Raw genomic sequence first — 23,908 nt, 5'->3', positions numbered from 1 at the left:
GCCACCAGGTCCCGTGGAATTGAGGTCGTTAAATGAGACTCAGGAAATACAATAAAAGTTTGGGATGGTTGTCATTATTTGCAGGCACTGCCTTACTCAGTGGCTGTAATTCTGCGCTGTTAGATCCCAAAGGACAGATTGGACTGGAGCAACGTTCTCTGATACTGACGGCATTTGGCCTGATGTTGATCGTCGTTATCCCTGCAATCTTGATGGCGGTTGGTTTCGCCTGGAAGTATCGTGCAAGCAATAAAGATGCGAAGTACAGCCCGAACTGGTCACACTCCAATAAAGTGGAAGCTGTAGTCTGGACGGTGCCTATTCTGATCATCATTTTCCTTGCCGTGCTTACCTGGAAAACTACCCATGCGCTTGAGCCAAGCAAACCGCTGGCCCATGACGAGAAGCCGATTACCATCGAAGTGGTTTCCATGGACTGGAAATGGTTCTTCATCTATCCGGAACAGGGCATTGCAACCGTGAATGAAATCGCCTTCCCGGCGAACACTCCGGTTTACTTCAAAGTGACCTCTAACTCCGTGATGAACTCCTTCTTTATCCCGCGTCTGGGTAGCCAGATTTATGCCATGGCCGGTATGCAAACTCGTTTGCATCTGATCGCCAATGAAGCCGGTACCTATGACGGTATCTCCGCAAGCTATAGCGGACCGGGCTTCTCAGGTATGAAGTTCAAAGCTATTGCCACTCCGGACCGCGCTGCATTCGACCAGTGGGTTGCTAAAGCGAAACAGTCACCGAACGCCATGAACGATATGGCCGCGTTCGAGAAACTGGCTGCGCCTAGCGAGTACAACAAGGTGGAATATTTCTCCAACGTGAAACCGGATTTGTTTAAGGACGTCATTAACAAATTTATGGCTCACGGTAAGAGCATGGACATGACCCAACCAGAAGGTGAGCACAGCTCGCACGAAGGAATGGAAGGCATGGACATGAGCCACGCGGAAGCCGCTCAATAAGGGCCGAGGAAGAAAACGATGTTCGGAAAATTGACACTGGATGCAGTTCCGTTCCATGAACCAATTGTCATGGTTACGATCGCTGCCATTATCATCGGTGGTGCGGCCTTACTCGGCCTGATCACTTACTTCGGTAAGTGGACCTACCTGTGGAAAGAGTGGCTAACTTCGGTTGACCACAAACGCCTTGGCATCATGTATGTCATCGTCGCAATCGTCATGTTGATTCGTGGCTTTGCCGACGCCATCATGATGCGTAGTCAGCAAGCGCTGGCTTCTGCGGGTGAGGCGGGCTTCCTGCCACCTCACCACTACGACCAGATCTTCACGGCTCACGGCGTGATTATGATCTTCTTCGTGGCAATGCCATTCGTTATCGGTCTGATGAACCTGGTGGTTCCGCTACAGATCGGTGCGCGTGACGTTGCGTTCCCGTTCCTGAACAACCTGAGCTTCTGGTTCACCGTTGTCGGCGTAATCCTGGTTAACTTGTCTCTGGGCGTAGGTGAATTCGCGCAGACCGGTTGGCTGGCGTATCCGCCGCTCTCGGGAATAGAGTACAGTCCAAGCGTCGGGGTCGATTATTGGATATGGGCAGTCCAGTTGTCCGGTATAGGTACCACACTGACCGGTATCAACTTCTTTGTGACCATCATTAAGATGCGTGCACCGGGAATGACCATGTTCAAGATGCCGGTGTTTACCTGGGCATCGCTGTGCGCGAACATTCTGATTATCGCTTCTTTCCCGATTCTGACGGTTACCGTCGCGTTGCTGACCCTGGATCGCTATCTGGGCACCCATTTCTTCACCAATGATATGGGCGGCAACATGATGATGTACATCAACCTGATTTGGGCCTGGGGCCATCCGGAAGTGTACATTCTGATCCTGCCGGTGTTCGGGGTGTTCTCCGAAATCGCGGCAACCTTCTCACGTAAACGTCTGTTTGGTTACACCTCGCTGGTGTGGGCAACCGTGTGTATTACCGTTCTGTCGTTCATTGTTTGGCTGCACCACTTCTTCACCATGGGTGCAGGCGCAAACGTAAACGCCTTCTTCGGTATCACCACCATGATTATCGCCATCCCGACCGGGGTGAAGATCTTCAACTGGCTGTTCACCATGTATCAGGGCCGTATCGTGTTCCACTCAGCGATGCTGTGGACGATTGGCTTTATCGTGACCTTCTCGGTCGGCGGCATGACCGGCGTACTGCTGGCGGTTCCGGGCGCAGACTTCGTTCTGCACAACAGTCTGTTCCTGATTGCGCACTTCCATAACGTTATCATCGGCGGCGTGGTCTTCGGCTGCTTCGCAGGGATGACCTACTGGTGGCCTAAAGCGTTCGGCTTCACGCTGAACGAAACCTGGGGTAAACGCGCGTTCTGGTTCTGGATCATCGGCTTCTTCGTGGCGTTTATGCCGCTGTACGTGCTGGGCTTTATGGGGATGACCCGTCGTCTGAGCCAGCAGATTGATCCACAGTTCCATCCGATGCTGGTAGTGGCCGCCTGTGGCGCCGCGTTGATTGCACTGGGTATCCTGTGTCAATTCATTCAGATGTACGTATCTATTCGCGACCGCGAGCAGAACCGTGACCTGACCGGTGACCCGTGGGGTGGTCGTACGCTGGAGTGGGCAACCTCTTCTCCGCCTCCGTTCTATAACTTTGCCGTTGTGCCACACGTCCACGAGCGTGATGCCTTCTGGGAAATGAAAGAAAAAGGTGAAGCGTACAAACAGCCTGCGCATTATGAAGAGATTCATATGCCGAAGAACAGCGGTGCGGGTATCGTCATCACTGCCTTCTCGACGGTCTTCGGTTTCGCCATGATCTGGCATATCTGGTGGCTAGCGATCGTAGGTTTCGCAGGCATGATCATCACCTGGATTGTGAAAAGCTTTGACGAGGACGTGGACTACTACGTACCAGTCCAGGAAGTCGAAAAACTGGAAAACCAGCATTTCGATGAGATTTCTAAGGCAGGGCTGAAAAATGGCAACTGATACTTTGACGAACGCGACTGCCCACGCGCACGGACACGGGCACCACGACGCAGGTGAGAACAAAATCTTCGGATTCTGGATCTACCTGATGAGCGACTGCATTCTGTTCTCTATCCTGTTTGCGACCTACGCCGTTCTGGTGAACGGCACCGCGGGTGGCCCAACAGGCAAGGACATTTTCGAGCTGCCGTTCGTTCTGGTTGAAACTTTCCTGCTGTTATTCAGCTCCATCACCTACGGCATGGCGGCGATCGCCATGCACAAGAACAACAAGAGCCAGGTAGTTTCCTGGCTGGCGTTGACCTTCTTGTTCGGTGCCGGGTTTATCGGGATGGAAATCTATGAATTCCATCACCTGATTGTTAACGGTATGGGCCCGGATCGCAGTGGCTTCCTGTCTGCGTTCTTCGCGCTGGTGGGTACGCACGGTCTGCACGTCACTTCCGGTCTTATCTGGATGGCGGTGCTGATGGTACAGATCGCTCGTCGCGGCCTGACCAGCACCAACCGCACCCGTATCATGTGCCTGAGCCTGTTCTGGCACTTCCTGGACGTGGTGTGGATCTGCGTATTCACCGTTGTTTATCTGATGGGGGCGATGTAATGAGTCATTCTACCGATCACGGCGGCGCGTCCCACGGCAGCGTGAAAACCTACATGACAGGTTTCATCCTGTCGATCATCCTGACGGTGATCCCGTTCTGGATGGTGATGACGGGTGCTGCTTCTCCGGCCGTAATCCTGGGGACAATCCTGGCAATGGCAGTGGTGCAGATTCTGGTGCATCTGGTGTGCTTCCTGCACATGAACACCAAGTCTGATGAAGGCTGGAACATGACGGCCTTCGTCTTTACCGTGCTGATCATCGCCATCCTGGTTGTAGGCTCCATCTGGATCATGTGGAACCTGAACTACAACATGATGATGCACTAAGAGCGGCGGTTATGATGTTTAAGCAATACCTGCAAGTAACGAAACCAGGCATCATCTTTGGCAACCTGATCTCGGTGATCGGGGGGTTCCTGCTGGCCTCCAAAGGCAGCATTGATTATCCCCTCTTCATCTACACGTTGGTCGGGGTGTCACTGGTTGTGGCGTCGGGTTGTGTATTTAACAACTACATCGACAGGGATATCGACAGGAAGATGGAAAGGACCAAAAATCGGGTGCTGGTTAAGGGCCTGATTTCTCCTGCTGTCTCGCTGGTGTACGCCACCCTACTGGGTATTGCTGGCTTCATGCTGCTGTGGTTTGGCGCGAATCCTCTGGCCTGCTGGCTGGGTGTGATGGGCTTTGTGGTTTATGTGGGCGTTTATAGCCTGTATATGAAACGCCACTCAGTCTACGGCACCCTGATCGGCTCGCTCTCTGGCGCAGCGCCGCCGGTTATCGGCTACTGCGCCGTGACCGGCGAGTTCGACAGCGGCGCGCTGATTCTGCTGGCGATTTTCAGCCTGTGGCAGATGCCGCACTCTTACGCCATCGCGATCTTCCGTTTTAAGGATTATCAGGCTGCCAACATCCCGGTTCTGCCGGTGGTGAAAGGCATTTCGGTGGCGAAGAACCACATTACGCTGTACATCATCGCGTTTGCTATCGCCACGCTGATGCTCTCTCTGGGTGGCTATGCCGGGTATAAATACCTGGTGGTCGCCGCGGCGGTGAGCGTCTGGTGGCTGGGCATGGCGCTGCGCGGCTATAAAGTGGAAGATGACAGAGTCTGGGCGCGTAAGCTGTTCGGCTTCTCCATCATCGCCATTACCGCGCTGAGCGTGATGATGTCAGTCGATTTTATGGTGCCCGATTCGCACAACCTGCTGGCTTACGTCTGGTAAGTGAGTTGTTTATAAATACCGGATGGCGACTGACGCCTTATCCGGCCTACAAATGGTGCGTTACCTGTAGGCTGGATAAGATACGTGAGTATCGCCATCCGGCATTTTTGTTTTATATGCCCCCGCACACATCCACAACATTTGTTCATTAACCTCATATTTACCCCGCCCTCTTCCCGCTTTACACTAGTCGCGAAATTCAGACAGAGGTGGGAATGAACGATTATAAAATGACGCTGGGTGAGTTGCGCGCCACCTGGGGTTTAGGGACCGTATTTTCATTGCGCATGCTTGGCATGTTTATGGTCCTGCCGGTTCTGACCACTTACGGCATGGCGTTACAGGGTGCCAGCGAGGCGTTAATTGGCCTTGCGATAGGCATTTACGGTCTGGCGCAGGCCATTTTTCAAATCCCGTTTGGGCTTCTTTCCGATCGCATTGGGCGTAAACCGCTGATTGTCGGCGGGCTGGCGGTGTTTATCCTCGGCAGCATCATTGCTGCGCTCTCGGACTCCATCTGGGGCATTATTCTTGGTCGCGCGCTACAAGGCTCCGGGGCGATTGCCGCCGCCGTGATGGCGCTTCTCTCAGACTTAACCCGCGAGCAAAATCGCACTAAAGCGATGGCTTTTATCGGCGTCAGCTTTGGCATCACCTTCGCCATTGCGATGGTGTTAGGGCCGATTATCACGCACGCACTTGGTCTTAACGCCCTGTTCTGGATGATTGCCATTCTCGCCACCGCGGGAATCATCATTACCCTCTGGGTGGTGCCAGACAGCAAGAACCATGTTCTGAACCGCGAGTCGGGGATGGTCAAAGGCAGCTTCAGTAAAGTGCTGGCCGAGCCCAGACTGCTGAAACTTAACTTTGGCATTATGTGTCTGCACATTTTACTGATGTCCACCTTTGTCGCCCTGCCCGGTCAGCTTGCCGATGCGGGACTGCCCGCCGCCGAGCACTGGAAAGTGTATCTGGTGACGATGCTCATTTCGTTTGGCTCGGTGGTACCGTTTATTATTTACGCCGAAGTCAAACGCCAGATGAAACGGGTGTTCTTAGGCTGCGTAGCTCTGATTGTGATTGCCGAAATTGTTCTCTGGGGCGCGGGGTCGCACTTCTGGGAATTGATCATCGGCGTTCAGTTGTTTTTCCTTGCCTTTAATCTGATGGAAGCCCTTCTCCCCTCGCTTATCAGTAAAGAGTCACCGGCAGGATATAAAGGTACGGCAATGGGCGTCTACTCCACCAGCCAGTTCCTGGGCGTTGCGATTGGCGGCTCGCTGGGCGGCTGGGTTGATGGGATGTTTGACGGCCAGACCGTATTTCTGTTTGGCGCGCTGCTGGCGATGGTATGGCTGGCAGTGGCAAGTACGATGAAAGAGCCGCCTTACGTCAGCAGCCTGCGCGTGGAAATTCCAGAAGGCGTCGAGATCAATGCCTTGTTACAGCAGCGCCTCGAGGCGAAAGAAGGAGTGAGCCAGGTATTTATCGTTCCGGAAGAACGTAGCGTCTACGTTAAAATTGACAGTAAAGTGACCAATCGCTACGAAGTCGAGCAAGCCCTGATTTAAGGTTCTGTACAATAATGTCAGGCACTTTTAGAAACGTGCCTGACCTCTCTGAGCAGATATTCATTCATATAAGCTATGTCAAATATATATTAGCTAAAACATTAAGAAACAAAATCTACTTTTTTGTTTGCAGATAAGCATCATACGTTACAATTTTTCATTGGTTTTATCTAAAAATACAGCAAACAATTATCACTACAACAATACAATCCCGCCACCTCTTCATCAAATAAATATATTCACACCATCTTAAAACAGCAGTTAAATTTACTAAATTGTATAAATACAAATTTTAAATAGAATTTATTTTAAGCATGAAACTCAGCTTTTTATTTATGGAAGAGACATGCTATTACCACATATATCTATTCTGAATGTATTTTTATTGACATGTTATGGATTAACAAATGAAAAAAATTCTTCTCGCTTCTACACTCGCGTTGTGTGTTACCTCCGCTTTTGCCGCCGACCCAACAGCAGTACTGAAAGTTAAAGGTACGCTGACGAATGCGGCCTGTACGCCAACCCTGGGCAACGGTGGCGTTGCGGACTATGGTACTATTCGACTGTCCGAGTTGTCCGCAACTGAAGTTAACCAACTGGGTCAAAAAGATATCGACCTGTCGATTAGCTGCTCTGTGCCGACTAAAGTTGCATTCTATGTAGATGACGATCGTCCAAATACCGAAGCTGTCATTGAGGTTAAAAACGGCGACTTTAACGGTAATAGTGTTTCCTTTAGTTCCGGTGTTATGGGACTCGGAAAGACAACCGACGGTGTTAAAATCGGAAACTATTCTTTATTTGTCAAAACCGATAGCATCGTTCTTGACGGCGCTTCCGGCGATTTTATTTATGGCAGCCATTTAAATACTTCATCATCACCATGGATATTAAAATCGACGGGTCTGATTTCAGGCGATGGGGCCGACATTTTTACGGGTGCGGCAAAGGGTACGGTTGAACCGCTAGCCTTTACCAACGCTACCTTCCCGATGGCCGTTTCCACGGCTGTTCAAAATACGGCGACGCTGGCTATTACCGACGATACAGATCTTGACGGCCAGGCCACGCTTAGCCTTTTCTATCTGTAATATTAAGCCAGGTTAGACATAAGCAAAGGAGTAGATGCTTTCGCATCTACTCCTTAATTATTAATCGCGGAAGTTTTTAAACTGGAACGGCTGACCTAAATCGCCGCCGCGTACCAGCGCCATCACGGACTGGAGATCGTCGCGGGATTTCCCGGTCACCCGGATTTCTTCGCCCTGAATCTGCGCCTGCACCTTCAGCTTGCTGTCTTTAATCAGCTTAACGATTTTCTTCTGTACCGCGCTTTCAATACCCTGCTTCAGCTTCGCTTCCACATACCAGGTTTTCCCGCTGTGCACGAACTCTTCCGGCACATCCAGCGATGTCCCTTCAATGCCGCGCTTGAGCAGCTTGGCGCGTAGAATATCTAAAAGCTGATTGACCTGGAAATCAGACTCGCTCAGCACTTTAATGGTCTTGTTGGCATCATTCAGCTCAATACTCGCCTCAACGCCACGAAAATCGAAGCGTGACTCAACCTCACGGATAGCATTATCCACGCCGTTACGCGCTTCCTGCAGATCAACTTCAGAAACAATATCGAAAGATGGCATCTTTTCTTCTCCCTTCATTTTTGTTGCGTTGCATAATACCTGCAACGAAGCATAACGAGAAGCTTAGCCGATGGCGCTATACTTAGCGTTATAACACTCGGTGCTGTTGCGGGTGAGGAGGAAGAATGAAAATTACCGTACTGGGATGCGGTGCCTTAGGGCAATTATGGCTTACTGCGCTGTGCAAACAAGGGCATGAAGTACAAGGCTGGCTGCGGGTGCCGCAGCCGTATTGCAGCGTTAACGTGGTTGAAACGGATGGTTCCATCTTTAACGAATCCCTGACGGCGAACGACCCCGAGTTTTTAGCCACCAGCGATCTGCTGCTGGTCACGCTTAAGGCTTGGCAAGTTTCCGACGCGGTGAAAAGTCTCGCGCCAGTTCTGGCCGAAACGACGCCAATTCTGTTGATTCATAACGGCATGGGCACCATTGAAGAGCTTCAAATGATTCGCCAACCGCTGCTGATGGGAACCACCACCCATGCCGCGCGCCGCGACGGCAACGTCATTATTCATGTTGCTAACGGCACCACGCATATTGGTCCCGCGCGCGAGCAGGACGGCGATTTCAGCTACCTCGCCGATAAACTGCAAAGCGTGTTGCCTGACGTCGCCTGGCACAACAATATTCGTGCCGAACTGTGGCGCAAGCTGGCAGTGAACTGCGCGATCAATCCGTTGACGGCACTGTGGAATTGCCCGAACGGCGAACTGCGTGAGCATCCGGATCAGATCGCCCTTATCTGTCAGGAGGTTGCAGCAGTCATCGCGCGTGAAGGACACCATACCTCCGCCGATGATCTACGCTATTATGTTGAGCAAGTGATTGACAGTACGGCGGAAAATATCTCGTCGATGTTGCAGGACATCCGTGCTCTGCGCCATACCGAGATCGACTACATCACCGGCTACTTGTTGAAACGCGCGCGAGCGCACGGCATTGCCGTCCCGGAAAACAGCCGTCTGTTCGAATTAGTAAAGCGAAAGGAGAATGAATATGAGCGCATCGGCTCTGGTATGCCTCGCCCCTGGTAGTGAAGAGACGGAAGCGGTCACCACTATCGATCTAATGGTTCGCGGCGGTATCAACGTCACGACGGCGAGCGTCGCCAGCGACGGTAGCCTCGAAATCGTCTGCTCACGCGGCGTGAAGCTGCTGGCGGATGCGCCGCTGGTCGAAGTCGCGGATGGCGATTTCGACATTATCGTATTACCCGGCGGCATCAAAGGCGCGGAGTGTTTCCGCGACAGCGTACTGCTGGTCGAAACCGTGAAGCAATTCCACCGCTCCGGACGTATCGTTGCCGCCATTTGCGCGGCAGCGGCGACCGTTCTCGCCCCGCACGATATTTTCCCCATCGGCAATATGACCGGCTTCCCGGCGCTGAAGGATAAAATCCCTGCGGAACAGTGGCAGGATAAACGCGTGGTGTGGGACCCGAGAGTAAAGCTGCTGACCAGCCAGGCTCCGGGCACCTCCATCGATTTTGGCCTGAAGATCATCGATCTCTTGGTCGGGCGCGAGAAAGCCCATGAAGTGGCATCGCAACTGGTGATGGCGGCGGGAATTTACAACTACTACGAATAATGCTCAGGCCGGGCATGAGGATTACGGGCGTTTAACTTTTACGTTCTCAAAGCCCTGCTCACACTACCGGATGGCGGCATAAATGCCTTATCCGGCCTACAAAATCGCACAATTTGTAGGCCTGATAAGCGCAGCGCCATCAGGCAAGAGTATTACGGGCGATAAACCTTCACGTTCTCAAAGCCCTGCTCGCGCAGATACAGCGCCTGCAGGCGACTCATCACGCCGCGTTCACACCACAGCAGCCAGGTTTTGCTCTGATCGAGATCGCCGAATTTGGTGCTCAGCTTGTAGAACGGCAGTGAAACCACATCCACGCCTTCCACCTTCAGCGGCTTATCGTCCTGCTCATCAATGGAGCGGATATCCAGAATCACGTCGTTAGCGCCAAAGCCGCTGACGGTTTCCACTTCCACCACGTCCTGCTGGGTCTGCTGGGCGATTTCGCGGATATCCACGTTGCTCGCCTCTTCAACCACCTTATCAAGGATGCTAAAGTCGAAGTTCTCTTCTTCCGCTTCAATCTTCGCTTTGATGGCTTTGACCGTCGGGCTTTTTGAAATGACGCCGCAGTATTCCGGCATGGTGCGGGCAAAATCTTCGGTCCCGATCTGCCGCGCCAGGTTGATAATGTGCTCTTTATCGTAAGAGATCAGCGGACGCAGAATCAGCGTATCAGAAACATTGTCGATCAGGCGCAGGTTGGTCAGCGTCTGGCTGGAAACCTGACCCAATGCTTCACCGGTCACCAGCGCCTGTACGCCATAGCGTTCAGCCACTTTCGACGCCGCACGCACCATCATGCGCTTGAGCACGACGCCCATCTGACCGTCATCGACTTTTTCGAGGATCTCGCCGACTACCGGCTCGAAATTGATGGCCACAAAGCGCACGCGGTGCGAACTGCCGAAGCGGTTCCACAGGTAATGCGCCACCTGACGAACGCCGATTTCATGCGCCGCGCCGCCAAGGTTAAAGAAGCAATAGTGAACACGGCAGCCGCGACGCATCAGCATATAGCTAGAAACGCCGGAGTCGAAGCCGCCAGAAATCAGCGACAGCACATCTTCCTGGGTGCCAATCGGGAAACCGCCAATACCTTCGTAACGGCCTTTAATCAGCAGCAGACGATCGTCTTCCACTTCCAGATGCACGGTGACATCCGGGTTGGTCAGTTTCACGCGCGCCGATTCAATATGCTGGTTTAAACCACCGCCCACGTAACGTTCAACGTCAATCGAGCTAAACTCGTGTTTACCGCGACGCTTAACGCGCACGCAGAAGGTTTTACCTTCCAGTTGTTCACGGTACTGCGCCAGCGCCTTCTCGAAAATATCGTGCATATCGGTAAACGGCACGTCTTCAACTTCGAGAATATGATGGATACCGGGAATGCGGGTGAGCGCGTCGCGAATCGCCAGACGCTGATTTTCATCTTTGGCGCGAACCTCGATGTTATCCCAATGACGGACAACGGCGAGGGTTTCATCATAGTGCTTTAAAACGTTACGAATGTTTCCGGTCAGCATTTTTATAAAGCGCAAGCGCACAGATTGGCTTTTGATGGTGATTTCCGGGAACAATTTAATGATAAACTTCATGGCGGCAATGGTTCTTAAGCAAGCCCTGAAAGGCTTGTGATGGAAAATAATACAGCAGCCCATACCCGCGACTGCATCCAGGCGCGCAAGTATATCACCATCGCGTGGCTCCTGTGCACATTGCGCGTTATTTGCTTATCAGTGCGAGTCCGTTACCATAGTCGTGTGCTGTTATTACAGAGAGTCAGACAATCATTATGCCGAAGAAAAACGAGGCGCCCGTCAGCTTTGAGACATCGCTGAACGAGCTGGAGCAAATTGTGACCCGTCTTGAAAGTGGCGATCTGCCGCTGGAAGAGGCGCTGAATGAATTCGAACGCGGCGTGCAATTGGCACGTCAGGGGCAGGCCAAACTGCAGCAGGCTGAACAGCGTGTGCAAATCCTGCTGTCGGACAATGAAGACGCAACCCCAACGCCTTTTACACCGGATAATGAGTAAATGGATTTTTCGCAGCAACTACAGGCGTACGTAGAGCAAGCTAATCAGGCATTAAGCCGTTTTATCGCTCCACTGCCCTTTCAGAACACTCCCGTGGTTGAAACCATGCAGTATGGTGCATTATTAGGCGGTAAACGTCTGCGCCCGTTTTTGGTTTACGCCACCGGACAAATGTTTAACGTGAGTCTGAGCACCCTGGATGCCCCAGCCGCCGCCGTGGAATGCATTCACGCTTATTCCCTGATCCATGACGATTTACCTGCCATGGATAATGACGATCTGCGCCGTGGACTGCCAACCTGTCATGTCAAATTTGGCGAAGCCAATGCGATTCTGGCTGGCGATGCGCTGCAAACGCTGGCCTTCGCGATTCTTAGCGATGCGCCGATGCCGGAGGTCGCCGACCGTGACCGGATTGCCATGCTCTCCGAACTGGCGAACGCCAGCGGCATCGCCGGAATGTGCGGCGGCCAGGCGCTCGATCTCGACGCGGAAGGAAAACAGGTTCCACTGGAAGCGCTGGAAAAAATTCATCGTCATAAGACCGGGGCGCTGATTCGCGCCGCAGTGCGTCTGGGTGCGTTAAGCGCCGGAGAAAAAGGACGAAATGCTTTGCCGATACTCGATAAATACGCAGAAAGTATCGGCCTGGCCTTCCAGGTTCAGGATGACATTCTGGATGTGGTAGGCGATACTGCAACGTTGGGTAAACGTCAGGGTGCTGACCAGCAGCTTGGCAAAAGTACCTATCCTGCACTTTTGGGGCTTGAGCATGCCCGCAAAAAAGCCAGGGATCTGATTGATGATGCCCGCCAGTCGTTAAACCAGCTGGCTGCGCAATCACTGGATACCTCGGCACTGGAAGCGCTAGCGGACTACATAATCCAGCGTAATAAATAAACAACATATCCAATGAGCTTGCGATGAGTTTTGATATAGCCAAATACCCTACCCTGGCACTGGTCGACTCCACCCAGGAGTTGCGACTTCTGCCGAAAGAGAGTCTGCCGAAACTCTGCGACGAACTGCGCCGCTATTTACTCGACAGCGTGAGTCGTTCCAGCGGACATTTCGCCTCCGGGCTGGGCACGGTGGAACTCACCGTGGCGCTGCACTATGTCTATAACACCCCGTTTGACCAGCTCATCTGGGACGTAGGCCATCAGGCTTACCCACACAAAATCCTCACCGGACGCCGCGATAAAATCGGCACCATTCGCCAGAAAGGCGGCCTGCATCCGTTCCCATGGCGCGGTGAGAGCGAATACGACGTGCTGAGCGTCGGCCACTCATCCACCTCAATCAGCGCGGGCATTGGCGTAGCGGTCGCCGCAATGAAAGAAGGCAAAGAGCGCCGCACCGTCTGTGTTATCGGCGATGGCGCCATCACCGCAGGCATGGCGTTTGAAGCGATGAACCATGCCGGCGACATCAAGCCGGACATGCTGGTGATCCTCAACGACAATGAAATGTCGATCTCCGAGAACGTCGGCGCGCTGAATAACCACCTTGCGCAACTGCTTTCCGGCAAGCTCTACTCCACCCTGCGAGAGGGCGGGAAAAAAGTGTTCTCCGGCGTCCCGCCGATCAAAGAACTGCTTAAACGCACTGAAGAACATATCAAAGGCATGGTGGTCCCCGGCACGCTGTTTGAAGAGCTGGGCTTTAACTACATCGGTCCGGTCGACGGTCACGATGTGCTCGGGCTTATCACCACGCTGAAAAACATGCGCGACCTGAAAGGCCCGCAGTTCCTGCATATCATGACCAAGAAGGGTCGTGGCTATGAACCCGCAGAAAAAGACCCGATCACCTTCCACGCGGTGCCAAAATTCGATCCTTCCAGCGGCTGCCTACCAAAAAGCAGCGGCGGCCTGCCGAGTTACTCAAAGATCTTTGGCGACTGGCTGTGTGAAACAGCGGCGAAAGACAGTAAGCTGATGGCCATCACCCCGGCGATGCGCGAAGGTTCTGGCATGGTCGAGTTCTCGCGTAAATTCCCGGATCGGTACTTTGACGTGGCGATCGCCGAGCAGCATGCGGTGACCTTTGCTGCCGGACTGGCGATTGGCGGTTACAAACCGGTCGTTGCGATCTACTCCACCTTCCTGCAGCGCGCCTACGATCAAGTGCTGCACGATGTCGCCATTCAAAAGCTGCCGGTGTTGTTTGCAATCGATCGCGCCGGGATAGTTGGCGCTGACGGGCAAACGCACCAGGGCGCGTTCGATCTCTCTTATCTGCGCTGCATTCCTGAGATGGTCATTATGACCCCGAGCGACGAAAACGAATGCCGCCAGATGCTGTTTACTGGCTATCACTATAACGATGGCCCCACGGCCGTTCGCTACCCGCGCGGCAATGCGGTCGGCGTTGAACTGACGCCGCTGGAAAAATTGCCAATAGGCAAAGGCATCGTGAAACGTGACGGCGAGAAGCTGGCGATCCTGAACTTTGGCACGCTGATGCCGGAAGCCGCTGCCGTGGCGGACGCTCTCAACGCGACGCTGGTGGATATGCGTTTTGTGAAGCCGCTGGATGAGGCGCTGATCCTCGAAATGGCAGAACGTCATGAGGCGTTAGTCACTATTGAAGAAAACGCCATCATGGGCGGCGCGGGCAGCGGAGTGAACGAAGTGTTGATGGCGCATCGTAAACCCGTGCCGGTACTCAATATTGGCCTGCCGGACTACTTTATTCCTCAGGGAACTCAGGACGAAATTCGCGCTGAGCTGGGGCTGAATGCCGCGGGTATTGAGGCCAAAATTAAGGCCTGGTTGGCATAATCACAACTTTGCTCCTGCTATGCTTAAAGAATCATCCGCCTAGCAGGAGCAACCATATGCAATACAATACCCTGGGTAAAACTGACCTTCGGGTTTCCCGCCTTTGTCTCGGCTGCATGACATTCGGTGAGCCGAATCGTGGTAATCATGCATGGACGCTTCCGGAAGAAAGCAGTCGCCCTATCATTAAACGCGCCCTTGAGGGCGGCATTAACTTTTTCGATACCGCCAACAGCTACTCCGCTGGCAGCAGCGAAGAGATCGTTGGCCGTGCGCTGCGCGATTTTGCCCGTCGTGACGAGGTGGTGGTGGCGACAAAAGTGTTCCATCAGGTTGACGATCTGCCGGAAGGCTTATCCCGCGCCCAAATCCTGCGTTCCATCGACGACAGTCTGCGACGCCTCGGCATGGAGTACGTCGATCTTCTGCAAATTCACCGCTGGGACTACAACACGCCGATTGAAGAGACGCTGGAAGCACTGAATGACGTAGTGAAAGCCGGCAAAGCGCGTTATATCGGCGCTTCCTCTATGCATGCGTCGCAGTTTGCTCAGGCACTGGCGCTGCAAAAGCAGCATGGCTGGGCGCAATTCGTCACCATGCAGGATCACTACAATCTGATCTATCGGGAAGAAGAACGCGAGATGTTCCCGCTGTGCTATCAGGAAGGCGTGGCGGTGATCCCATGGAGTCCGCTGGCGCGAGGCCGGTTAACGCGCCCCTGGGGAGAATCAACCGCAAGGCTGGTATCCGATGAGGTCGGGAAAAGGCTGTATAGCGAAAGCGATGAAAATGACGCGCAAATTGCCGAGCGCTTAGCGCGCGTGAGCGAAGAACTTGGTGTCACGCGTGCGCAGGTCGCGCTGGCGTGGCTGTTAAGCAAACCCGGCATTGCCGCGCCGATTATCGGTTCGTCACGCGAAGAGCAGTTGGATGAACTGTTGAATGCGGTAGATATCACGCTGAAGCCGGAGCAGATTGCCGAGCTGGAAACGCCGTACAAGCAGCACCCGGTGGTGGGATATAAATAAGCGTTGAACGTTGCGTAGCGCCATCTGGCACCGATCGCCCGATGGCGCTACGCTTATCGGGCCTACGAAACCTATATGATACCGATTGGCCAATGATGGCCGATAAAATATAAAATCCCGGCGGAGAGCACCCCGGCGACAATATCATCAATCATTATTCCCATCCCACCGTGGACGTTACGGTCGAACCAGCGGATCGGCCACGGTTTCCACATATCGAGAATACGGAAAATAACGAACCCGGCGGCGACCCAACGCCAGTCGTTGGTCGGCAGCGCCATCAGGGTAATCCACATCCCGATGAACTCATCCCAGACAATGCTACCGTGATCGTGTACGCCCATGTCTTTCGCCGTCTGATGGCAAAGATAAACGCCAATACAGATGCCGAGCATCACGACCAGCGAATAAAGCTGCCACGGCAGAAAGGTCATCAGATACCAGAATGGGATCGCCGCCAGCGATCCCATCGTGCCCGGTACTATGGGGCTAAGGCCGCTACCAAATCCGGTTGCGAGCAAATGCCACAGATTCAGCAGATTCAGGCGGCTTTTGGCGACATCTTTATGGCGTGGCAAAATGGTCATATCCTTTCCAGTCAAAAGTGACAGGTTCTCCGTCACGGATAAAGCTTACGCTTTCGACTTCCGCGCTCATCTGCCCGATGCAGGTAAAAGGCACACCCAGTTGCCCAATCGCCACATCAAGTGCGCCACGGTTCAGTTCCGGTACCGTAAAGCATAATTCATAATCTTCGCCACCAGAAAGCGCCCAGCGTAATGCTTGCGCCGGGTCAACGTGACGCAGGACAGCATCGGAATACGGCAGTGCGTCAACGTCGATGCGCGCACCACAGCCGCTGGCCTTAACAATATGACCGAGATCGGATATCAACCCGTCTGAAAGATCGATCGCCGCACTGGCTAAATCGCGCAGCGCCTGACCATGCAAAATGCGTGGCGTCGGCCGCAGGTGACGCGTGCGCAGATAGGCATTATCGACGGCGTCTTCAATCTGCAAACGTTTCTGTAATAGTGCCAGCCCCGCTGCGCTGTCGCCAGGCGTACCGGTGACATAAATCCAGTCACCTGGCTTCGCGCCGGAACGTTTTAACGCCCGACCGACAGGAACGTAGCCGTGAATACCCAACGTCATGGACAGTGGGCCACGCGTGGTGTCACCGCCAATCAGTTGCATATCGTAGTAATTCAGGAGATCAAATAGACTGTCACTAAAGGCTTCGAGCCAGCTTTCATCGACATCCGGTAGGGTAATTGCCAGTGTTAACCACGCCGGATCGGCACCCATCGCAGCCAGATCGCTTAAATTTACCGCCAGGGCTTTATAAGCCAGATCGGCAGGATCGATATCCGCCAGGAAATGGTTGCCCGCCACCAGCGTATCGGTGCTGATCGCCAGGGTCTGTTTGTCCGGGACATTCAGAAGCGCACAATCGTCACCAATACCGGTTTCGACATCGCGACGAGAGCTTCTGACACGATCAAAATAACGGGCAATCAGGGAAAATTCGCCGCATGCCATACGTTATGCCTCAGCTAAAAAAAAGAAAAAGCCGCCAGCTAAACGGAAATATTTCCGTTTGACTGACGGCCTGACGATCACTTTTTGTTGGGGCGAATCGCGGGGGCTGCTTTGTCCAGCACGCCATTAACGAATTTATGACTGTCTTCCGCACCGAAGGTTTTCGCCAGTTCAATCGCTTCGTTAATTGCCACTTTGTAGGGCACATCACTGCGCTTAGACAGCTCAAACAGGGCAATACGCAGTACGGCTTTTTCCACCTGACCCAGCTCTTCCAGCAGACGAGACAGGTAAGGCTTCATCAGGCCATCCAGGTATGCGCTGTTAGTCGCCACCCCGGACAGCAGTTCACGGAAGTACAAGACGTCAACATCTTTCACGTCCTGTTCCGCCAGGAACTGGTATTCAACATCAGCGATGTCGTTCTGGGACAACTGCCAGGAGTAGAGCGCCTGGACGGCACACTCACGAGCGCGGCGACGAGCAGCAGGTTTCACGGATTTCCCCTTACAAAAATCAGGCCTTGATGGCTTTCAATACATTAATCATTTCAAGCGCGGTCAGTGCAGCTTCCGCACCTTTGTTGCCAGCTTTAGTGCCAGCACGTTCAATCGCTTGTTCAATACTTTCGGTGGTCAGTACGCCAAAGGCGACCGGAATTTCGCTTTCCTGAGCGACGTGCGCCAGGCCATTGCTTGCGCCACCGGCAACATATTCGAAGTGCGCAGTGCCACCACGAATTACCGTACCCAGCGCGATTACCGCGTCATATTTACCGGTTTTCGCCAACGCGCCAGCCGCCAGCGGCAGCTCGTAAGCCCCCGGAACCCAGACGACGGTGATGTTTTCATCTTTAACCTGACCAATACGCTTCAGGGCGTCAATCGCACCTTCCAGCAGGCTGTCATTGATAAAGTTGTTGAAACGCGCAATGGTGATGGCGACGCGAGCGTCCGGAGTAGCAACGTTAGCTTCAATAATGTTCATATTCTTCCTTCGGGTTCGATATAAGCCCCCGCAGGGGGGCGGATTTTATCATAAATAACGTCGCGCTGCTTCCTAAATTAGGAAGGCTTTACGCGGGTATCAAATGCAGGCAAACATCCGGACCTGTCTGACGTATCTCATTGAATTTAAAATGGGGTGCCAGACTGAGTTTCTCAAGTCCTGGCAGCACGCACAATCCTCGGGCATCGTTGCCTAACAGTTTAGGCGCAAGATAGACGATAAGCTCATCGACCACGCCCGCCTGGAGCAAAGCGCCTGCGAGCGTCGGCCCGGCTTCCACCCAAATGCTGTTAATTTGCTGTCTACCAAGCTGCATCATCAACACCACCAAATCGAGATGGCCGTTATGCTCCGGCACCATAATCGAGCGAACCGCATCAGGCCAGGTGTGGGAATCTTCTTTGGTGCGGGCAAACCAGGTTTCTCCCGGCTGCTGCGTTATCCGATGCTCTGGCGTTACGCGGTTCTGGCTGTCGATGACAATGCGCACCGGCTGGCGCACATTTTCCTGCGGATACACCGCCTGAGTGGCGTCACCCAGTTCATCCCAACGCACGGTAAGCTGAGGATTGTCCGCCAGCACCGTAGCGCTACTGGTCAGAATGGCATGACTTTGTGCACGCAAACGCTGCACGTCGCGGCGTGATTCTGGGGAGGTTATCCACTGACTTTCGCCGCTGGCCATTGCTGTGCGCCCATCTAACGAGGCGCCGAGCTTGAGCTGCACATAGGGGAAACCGGTGCGCATCCGCTTAAGGAAGCCTTTATTCAATGCTTCCACTTCGCTCATCATCAGCCCGTGGCTGACGTCGATCCCCGCCTGCTGGAGGCGATAAAGTCCACGTCCTGCGACCTGCGGATTCGGATCCTGCATCGCGGCAACGACGCGCGTCACGCCGGCGGCAACCAGCGCATCGCAGCAGGGTGGCGTGCGACCGTGGTGGCTACAAGGCTCCAGCGTGACGTAAGCCGTCGCCCCTTTAGCTTTATCTCCCGCCATACGTAACGCATGCACTTCCGCATGAGGTTCGCCGGCGCGATGGTGATAACCTTCGCCAACAATATCGCCGTCTTTGACGATGACACAACCGACGTTGGGGTTGGGATGGGTGGTAAACCGCCCGCGCTGCGCCAGCTTCAGCGCTCGCGCCATATAAAGCTCATCCTGCATGGCTTAATCCTGTAGGCGAGCGATCTCTTCGCCAAATTCTTTGATATCTTCGAAACTGCGGTAAACGGAGGCAAAACGGATGTAGGCGACTTTATCGAGTTTTTTCAGTTGCTCCATCACCAGGTTGCCAATCATCTTACTGGGAACTTCACGTTCACCGGTGGCGCGCAGCTGCGATTTAATATGATTTAACGCCATTTCGACGTCATCCGAGCTCACCGGACGTTTTTCCAGTGCGCGCAGCATACCGCTACGCAGTTTTTCTTCATTGAACGGTTCGCGCACATCGTTGCTTTTTACCACCCGCGGCATCACGAGTTCAGCCACTTCAAACGTGGTAAAGCGTTCATTACAAACCAGACACTGCCGGCGGCGGCGTACTGAAGAGCCCTCTCCCACTAGACGAGAGTCAATTACCTTTGTGTCTACGGCGAAACAGAATGGGCAATGCATACGGCGTCCTGACCAGGTGGTTAACAGAAATCTATTTTAACCCGAACTGACGTGACAACAAAGGCGCAACGCTTTTGAGACAAAGGATCGATGCCTTTCTGCCCGTTCCGATCTACCATTACGGTATCGTGAAAAGTCAGGAAATAATAGATATGACAAGACGTTACCTAAAATTTCTGCTGGCAGGAAGTCTTATAAGCCTCAGCGCCTGCGCTCAGCAAAGTGAAGTTCGCCAGATGCATCAAAGTGTTAGCACACTCAACACAGAGATGAATCAGCTTAATAAAGAGACAGTGAAGATTACGCAGCAAAACAGCCTTAACGTGAAATCCACCAGCGGCGTTTATCTGCTGCCGGGCGCTAATACGCCTGCCCGCCTGAACAGTCAGATAGGAACGCTGCGCATGTCTTTGGTTAATATTGCGCCTAACGCCGAAGGCACCCGCGTGACGTTGCGCATCCAGGGAGAGTCTAACGACCCACTCCCGGCCTTTAGCGGCACCGTTGAGTATGGGCAGATTCAGGGCAGCACGGACAATTACCAGGAAGTGAATGTGCAGAATCAACTCATCAACGCGCCTGCCAGCGTGCTGGCGCCCAGCGATGTAGACATTCCTCTGCAACTAAATGGCCTGACGCCGGATCGGTTAGGCTTTGTTCGCATCCACGATATCCAACCCGTTAACCCATAGCCTTTCTGCGGGGCATTTGTGCGTCCCGCAACATCCAGCCCCTACCTTTTGTTAATCTTCTTACATCGCTGTCATCTTTAGTAAACGTTGGCAACATTCACCAAACTGAGTACAATCGCCGCGCCAAAACATATAAACGTGAACGCAATCGATTACGTGAATGATAGAACTGTGAAACATGACAGATTTTTGTGAGCAATGATTTTTATAATAGGCTCCGCAGAAACACGAAATATTTAGTTACGCAGATCGCGCCTTTTTCACTCCCGTACGGGATTTTCAATCAGTGGCAAAAATATGAAAAAAACATTACTTGCAGCCGGTGCTGTGCTCGCGCTCTCCTCGTCATTTACCGTCAACGCAGCGGAAAATGACAAACCGCAATATCTTTCCGACTGGTGGCACCAGAGCGTGAACGTGGTAGGCAGCTATCACACCCGTTTTGGACCGCAGATCCGTAACGATACTTATCTTGAATACGAAGCTTTCGCCAAGAAAGACTGGTTTGACTTCTATGGCTACATGGATGCACCTGTATTCTTCGGTGGTAACACCGACGCGAAAGGTATCTGGAACCACGGTTCTCCGCTGTTTATGGAAATTGAACCGCGCTTCTCCATCGACAAACTGACCAACACCGATCTGAGCTTTGGTCCGTTTAAAGAGTGGTACATCGCCAACAACTATATCTACGACATGGGTCGTAACAAAGATGGCCGCCAGAGCACCTGGTACATGGGGCTGGGTACCGACATCGACACTGGCCTGCCGATGAGCCTGTCCATGAACGTGTACGCGAAATACCAGTGGCAGAACTATGGTGCCGCGAACGAAAACGAATGGGACGGCTACCGTTTCAAAGTGAAATACTTCGTGCCGATTACCGAACTGTGGGGTGGTAACCTGAGCTACATTGGTTTCACTAACTTTGACTGGGGCTCCGATCTGGGCGACAACGACTTCTCCGATCTGAACGGCAACAAAGCGCGTACCAACGACTCTATCGCGTCCAGCCACATTCTGGCACTGAACTACGATCACTGGCACTACTCCGTAGTTGCCCGTTACTGGCACAACGGTGGCCAGTGGAACGACGACGCTGAGCTGAACTTCGGCAAAGGCAACTTCAACGTTCGTTCCACCGGTTGGGGTGGTTACCTCGTCGTCGGTTACAATTTCTAAGGCATGTCGGGAATGCCGGATGGCGGGGTAAACCCCTTATCCGGCCAACAACGTACATCGAGCCGTAGGCCTGATAAGCGCAGCGCCATCAGGCACAACATGGTAGGACGATTGTCTCCGGACCATTCATTATTTTCTCAAAGCCAGCCTGCACGCTGGCTTTTTTATTGATTCATTTCATCGCGGATCTTACGTAAAAAATCACTGAGCGAACGATCGGCACATTCGCTGAACCGCCTTTCAAGCGGCGTTATGCGCAAACAGCGGTCGAGACGAAAACAGCGATAATCCTCACGCCGTTCACACCAGGCCACCATCAGCCAGTGCTCACTTTCATAAAAAATCCCCAACGGCTGAACGTCCCGGCAGGTAAGCTGCCCGGCCTCATCACGATAGTGCAGCGCCAGCACCTGTTGGGCAGAAACGGCGCGATGAATCACGTCAAACGCGCTGCGCGAATGCGGCAGCCTGCCGAAGTCCGGAGCGAAAATGCGCGCCTGTTCGGCTTTGCGACGGCTCTCTTCCGGCAATATTGCCAGCACTTTTTCCTGCGCGGATTCGAGCTCCCGAGAGAGTAAATCGCCACCGACTGTATTGAGCAGACGGATGGCTGCAATCAGCGCCTCCGACTCCCGCTGTGTCAGCATCAGCGGCGGGAGATCGAACCCCGCCATCAGACGATAGCCGCTCCCCGCTTCACCTTCGACCGGCACGCCGGAGAGCGAAAGGTCGCGAATGTCGCGGTAAATTGTCCGCTCCGAAACTTCCAGCCGCTCAGCCAGCAGCGCCGCCGTTGTCAGCCTCCTGCCACGCAGGATCTGCACAATCTGAAATAAACGGTCGGCGCGACGAGTCATAGCGGCTCTCTGTTCTTAAGCTGGCTGATGTAAACCTACACGGTTGCCTTCGCTGTCAATAAACAGCGCAATGGTGCCAATCTCTTTCCCGAGATCGTGCGGACCAAAAACACATTCACCGCCTGCACTGGCAACCCGGTCGAGCGTAGCCGCGAGATCTGGCGTATGCAGATAAATAATCACCCCCTGCGTGGAAGGTTCAACGCCGTCTAATTTTGACAGCGCGCCCCCCGTCGCCGGATCGTCATACGGGAAAACGGCCATTTCACAACAGTCCATTTTTTCACGCCGCAGCGTCATCCCCATTACCGGCTCATAAAATGCGATAGCGCGATCCAGATCCGCTACGGGAATTTCAAACCAATTCACGATCGTTTTCATACATCCTCCTGTCTGTAGATAAGTTCAGAAGGACTATAAAACAGGGCTCCTGACAGCATAGTGTCAGTAGTGTTTGCGGAACAAGGGAAAGGATAAAAAGAAAAATCCCGATCTGGCGACCGGGATTTCGAATGCAGGCTGAAAGTCAGATTACGGCAGAATAGACGGCTGATCCGCCCCTTCTTTTTCAACTTTCTGCTGCAGCATATGCTCGCGTTTCATACCCAGCTTCAGCGCCAGCGCTGATGCCACGTAGATAGATGACGCCGTACCGATGGACACACCGATCAGCATGGTCAGCGAGAAGCCTTCCAGAACCGGCCCACCGAACAGGAACAGCATCAGGATGACCATTAACGTTGTACCGGACGTGATCAACGTACGGTGCAGCGTCTGGGTCAGGGACACGTTAAAGATTTCGTAAGGCGTACCGCGACGAATCTTGCGGAAGTTTTCACGAATACGGTCCGATACCACGATACTATCGTTAAGCGAGTAACCGATAACCGACATCAGCGATGCCACGATTGTCAGGTCAATCTCGATATGGAACAACGAGAGGATCCCAAGGGTAATGATCACGTCGTGCGCCAACGCGATAACCACCCCGGCCGCCAGTCGCCACTCGAAGCGGAAACCGACGTACACAAGGATTGAGAGCAGTGCCGCCATCAGTGCCATTGCGCCCGTTTGCGCGAGATCGGCCCCTACGCTTGGCCCCACGAATTCAATTCGCTTCACCGCCGCGTTTTGGTTGGTGGATTCGTTAATCACACTCAACACTTTGCTGCCCAGCACCTGACCGCCGTTTGCCCCTTCAGTCGGTGGCATACGCACCATGATGTCGTGGCTGCTGCCGAAGTTCTGTAACAGCGGGTCAACAAAGCCCGCTTTTTCCAGCGCTTCGCGCATCACGTCCATTTCAGCCGGTTTTTCCAGCGTGATTTCGATAACCGTACCGCCGGTGAAATCAAGACCCCAGTTAAAGCCGCGCACGCCCATAATGACAATGGCTGCAACCAACAGGAGGCCTGAGATGCCGAAAGCCCAGTAATCCCAGCGCATAAAGTCCCAGACTTTACGGCCGTGGTTCAATTGTTCAACAGTATATTCCTGTGCCACTTCGCAC

The 23,908-nt window shown here is 53.3% G+C and carries 26 protein-coding genes; 15 read left to right on the top strand and 11 right to left on the bottom strand.

Annotation, left to right across the window (positions count from 1 at the left end; genetic code table 11):
• Positions 1 to 32: 32 nt before the first annotated feature.
• The 7 genes from cyoA to HVY19_RS05430 all read left to right on the top strand — a co-directional run bounded on the left by cyoA (position 33) and on the right by HVY19_RS05430 (position 7,493).
• The gene (cyoA, locus tag HVY19_RS05460) at positions 33 to 980 is read left to right on the top strand and encodes a cytochrome o ubiquinol oxidase subunit II (protein ID WP_181683346.1); all 948 of its coding nucleotides are present in this window, start codon (positions 33 to 35) and stop codon (positions 978 to 980) included.
• A gap of 18 nt (positions 981 to 998) precedes the next feature.
• A complete protein-coding gene (cyoB, locus tag HVY19_RS05455) occupies positions 999 to 2,990 on the top strand; it encodes a cytochrome o ubiquinol oxidase subunit I (protein ID WP_181683345.1) in 1,992 nt (663 codons plus the stop codon).
• Entirely contained in the window at positions 2,980 to 3,594 is a 615-nt protein-coding gene (locus HVY19_RS05450; protein ID WP_181683344.1) for a cytochrome o ubiquinol oxidase subunit III, read from the top strand. Before cyoB ends, HVY19_RS05450 begins: the two co-directional genes overlap by 11 nt.
• The gene (locus tag HVY19_RS05445) at positions 3,594 to 3,923 is read left to right on the top strand and encodes a cytochrome o ubiquinol oxidase subunit IV (protein ID WP_181683343.1); all 330 of its coding nucleotides are present in this window, start codon (positions 3,594 to 3,596) and stop codon (positions 3,921 to 3,923) included. Before HVY19_RS05450 ends, HVY19_RS05445 begins: the two co-directional genes overlap by 1 nt.
• Before the next feature lie 11 nt (positions 3,924 to 3,934).
• Complete coding sequence (gene cyoE / locus HVY19_RS05440) at positions 3,935 to 4,825, top strand: heme o synthase (RefSeq protein ID WP_181683342.1); 891 nt, start codon at positions 3,935 to 3,937, stop codon at positions 4,823 to 4,825.
• Positions 4,826 to 5,040: 215 nt separating this feature from the next.
• The gene (locus tag HVY19_RS05435; RefSeq protein ID WP_181683341.1) at positions 5,041 to 6,399 is read left to right on the top strand and encodes an MFS transporter; all 1,359 of its coding nucleotides are present in this window, start codon (positions 5,041 to 5,043) and stop codon (positions 6,397 to 6,399) included.
• A 407-nt stretch (positions 6,400 to 6,806) separates the two neighbouring features.
• Positions 6,807 to 7,493 (top strand): DUF1120 domain-containing protein, encoded by a 687-nt coding sequence (locus HVY19_RS05430; RefSeq protein ID WP_181683340.1) that lies wholly within the window; start codon positions 6,807 to 6,809, stop codon positions 7,491 to 7,493.
• Between the two features lie 60 nt (positions 7,494 to 7,553).
• Here HVY19_RS05430 and HVY19_RS05425 read toward each other — a convergent pair whose 3' ends face one another.
• A complete protein-coding gene (locus HVY19_RS05425) occupies positions 7,554 to 8,045 on the bottom strand; it encodes a YajQ family cyclic di-GMP-binding protein (RefSeq protein ID WP_181683339.1) in 492 nt (163 codons plus the stop codon).
• A 125-nt stretch (positions 8,046 to 8,170) separates the two neighbouring features.
• Here HVY19_RS05425 and panE point away from each other — a divergent pair, with 125 nt between their 5' ends.
• Positions 8,171 to 9,082, top strand: a complete 912-nt coding sequence (gene panE, locus HVY19_RS05420; protein WP_181683338.1) for a 2-dehydropantoate 2-reductase — start codon at positions 8,171 to 8,173, stop codon at positions 9,080 to 9,082.
• Complete coding sequence (gene yajL, locus HVY19_RS05415) at positions 9,045 to 9,635, top strand: protein deglycase YajL (RefSeq protein ID WP_181683337.1); 591 nt, start codon at positions 9,045 to 9,047, stop codon at positions 9,633 to 9,635. Before panE ends, yajL begins: the two co-directional genes overlap by 38 nt.
• Positions 9,636 to 9,787: 152 nt before the next feature.
• Here yajL and thiI read toward each other — a convergent pair whose 3' ends face one another.
• Positions 9,788 to 11,236, bottom strand: a complete 1,449-nt coding sequence (gene thiI / locus HVY19_RS05410; protein ID WP_181683336.1) for a tRNA uracil 4-sulfurtransferase ThiI — start codon at positions 11,234 to 11,236, stop codon at positions 9,788 to 9,790.
• A 197-nt stretch (positions 11,237 to 11,433) separates the two neighbouring features.
• On the opposite strand from thiI, the gene xseB reads away from it, so the two are divergent.
• The 4 genes from xseB to HVY19_RS05390 are packed head-to-tail and all read left to right on the top strand — an operon-like array spanning position 11,434 to position 15,493.
• Complete coding sequence (gene xseB / locus HVY19_RS05405) at positions 11,434 to 11,676, top strand: exodeoxyribonuclease VII small subunit (protein ID WP_181683335.1); 243 nt, start codon at positions 11,434 to 11,436, stop codon at positions 11,674 to 11,676.
• Positions 11,677 to 12,576 (top strand): (2E,6E)-farnesyl diphosphate synthase, encoded by a 900-nt coding sequence (gene ispA / locus HVY19_RS05400; RefSeq protein ID WP_181683334.1) that lies wholly within the window; start codon positions 11,677 to 11,679, stop codon positions 12,574 to 12,576.
• Positions 12,577 to 12,599: 23 nt separating this feature from the next.
• Positions 12,600 to 14,462 carry a 1-deoxy-D-xylulose-5-phosphate synthase gene (gene dxs / locus HVY19_RS05395; RefSeq protein ID WP_181683333.1) on the top strand — a complete coding sequence of 621 codons (1,863 nt, stop codon included), beginning with the start codon at positions 12,600 to 12,602 and terminating at the stop codon, positions 14,460 to 14,462.
• A gap of 56 nt (positions 14,463 to 14,518) precedes the next feature.
• Complete coding sequence (locus HVY19_RS05390; RefSeq protein WP_181683332.1) at positions 14,519 to 15,493, top strand: aldo/keto reductase; 975 nt, start codon at positions 14,519 to 14,521, stop codon at positions 15,491 to 15,493.
• A gap of 71 nt (positions 15,494 to 15,564) precedes the next feature.
• On the opposite strand, the gene pgpA is transcribed toward HVY19_RS05390, so the two are convergent.
• From pgpA to nrdR, 6 genes are all read right to left on the bottom strand, one after another.
• Positions 15,565 to 16,080 carry a phosphatidylglycerophosphatase A gene (gene pgpA / locus HVY19_RS05385; RefSeq protein WP_181683331.1) on the bottom strand — a complete coding sequence of 172 codons (516 nt, stop codon included), beginning with the start codon at positions 16,078 to 16,080 and terminating at the stop codon, positions 15,565 to 15,567.
• The gene (gene thiL / locus HVY19_RS05380; protein WP_181683330.1) at positions 16,058 to 17,035 is read right to left on the bottom strand and encodes a thiamine-phosphate kinase; all 978 of its coding nucleotides are present in this window, start codon (positions 17,033 to 17,035) and stop codon (positions 16,058 to 16,060) included. The genes pgpA and thiL overlap by 23 nt, the downstream gene beginning before the upstream one ends.
• A 77-nt stretch (positions 17,036 to 17,112) precedes the next feature.
• On the bottom strand, positions 17,113 to 17,532 hold the full coding sequence (nusB, locus tag HVY19_RS05375; RefSeq protein ID WP_045440503.1) for a transcription antitermination factor NusB: 420 nt from the start codon (positions 17,530 to 17,532) through the stop codon (positions 17,113 to 17,115).
• A 19-nt stretch (positions 17,533 to 17,551) separates the two neighbouring features.
• Complete coding sequence (gene ribE / locus HVY19_RS05370) at positions 17,552 to 18,022, bottom strand: 6,7-dimethyl-8-ribityllumazine synthase (protein WP_046476205.1); 471 nt, start codon at positions 18,020 to 18,022, stop codon at positions 17,552 to 17,554.
• 88 nt (positions 18,023 to 18,110) lie between these two features.
• The gene (gene ribD / locus HVY19_RS05365; protein WP_181683329.1) at positions 18,111 to 19,214 is read right to left on the bottom strand and encodes a bifunctional diaminohydroxyphosphoribosylaminopyrimidine deaminase/5-amino-6-(5-phosphoribosylamino)uracil reductase RibD; all 1,104 of its coding nucleotides are present in this window, start codon (positions 19,212 to 19,214) and stop codon (positions 18,111 to 18,113) included.
• A gap of 3 nt (positions 19,215 to 19,217) precedes the next feature.
• Positions 19,218 to 19,667 carry a transcriptional regulator NrdR gene (nrdR, locus tag HVY19_RS05360; protein ID WP_012904816.1) on the bottom strand — a complete coding sequence of 150 codons (450 nt, stop codon included), beginning with the start codon at positions 19,665 to 19,667 and terminating at the stop codon, positions 19,218 to 19,220.
• 152 nt (positions 19,668 to 19,819) lie between these two features.
• On the opposite strand from nrdR, the gene HVY19_RS05355 reads away from it, so the two are divergent.
• Both HVY19_RS05355 and tsx read left to right on the top strand, forming a co-directional pair.
• Positions 19,820 to 20,359: a DUF3251 domain-containing protein gene (locus HVY19_RS05355; protein ID WP_181683328.1), complete on the top strand. Its 540-nt coding sequence runs from the start codon at positions 19,820 to 19,822 to the stop codon at positions 20,357 to 20,359.
• A gap of 297 nt (positions 20,360 to 20,656) precedes the next feature.
• Complete coding sequence (gene tsx, locus HVY19_RS05350; protein WP_181683327.1) at positions 20,657 to 21,541, top strand: nucleoside-specific channel-forming protein Tsx; 885 nt, start codon at positions 20,657 to 20,659, stop codon at positions 21,539 to 21,541.
• A 164-nt stretch (positions 21,542 to 21,705) separates the two neighbouring features.
• On the opposite strand, the gene HVY19_RS05345 is transcribed toward tsx, so the two are convergent.
• The 3 genes from HVY19_RS05345 to secF all read right to left on the bottom strand — a co-directional run bounded on the left by HVY19_RS05345 (position 21,706) and on the right by secF (position 23,901).
• A complete protein-coding gene (locus HVY19_RS05345) occupies positions 21,706 to 22,398 on the bottom strand; it encodes a YafY family protein (RefSeq protein WP_181683326.1) in 693 nt (230 codons plus the stop codon).
• A 15-nt stretch (positions 22,399 to 22,413) separates the two neighbouring features.
• Complete coding sequence (locus HVY19_RS05340) at positions 22,414 to 22,779, bottom strand: VOC family protein (RefSeq protein WP_181683325.1); 366 nt, start codon at positions 22,777 to 22,779, stop codon at positions 22,414 to 22,416.
• Positions 22,780 to 22,929: 150 nt separating this feature from the next.
• Entirely contained in the window at positions 22,930 to 23,901 is a 972-nt protein-coding gene (gene secF, locus HVY19_RS05335; RefSeq protein ID WP_181683324.1) for a protein translocase subunit SecF, read from the bottom strand.
• Positions 23,902 to 23,908 lie beyond the last annotated feature (7 nt).

The sequence above is a fragment of the Citrobacter sp. RHB25-C09 genome (genome assembly GCF_013836145.1).
Lineage (GTDB): Bacteria > Pseudomonadota > Gammaproteobacteria > Enterobacterales > Enterobacteriaceae > Citrobacter_A.
The sequence above is the reverse complement of the archived record's forward strand: the minus strand, read 5'-3'. Positions and strand labels throughout refer to the sequence as shown.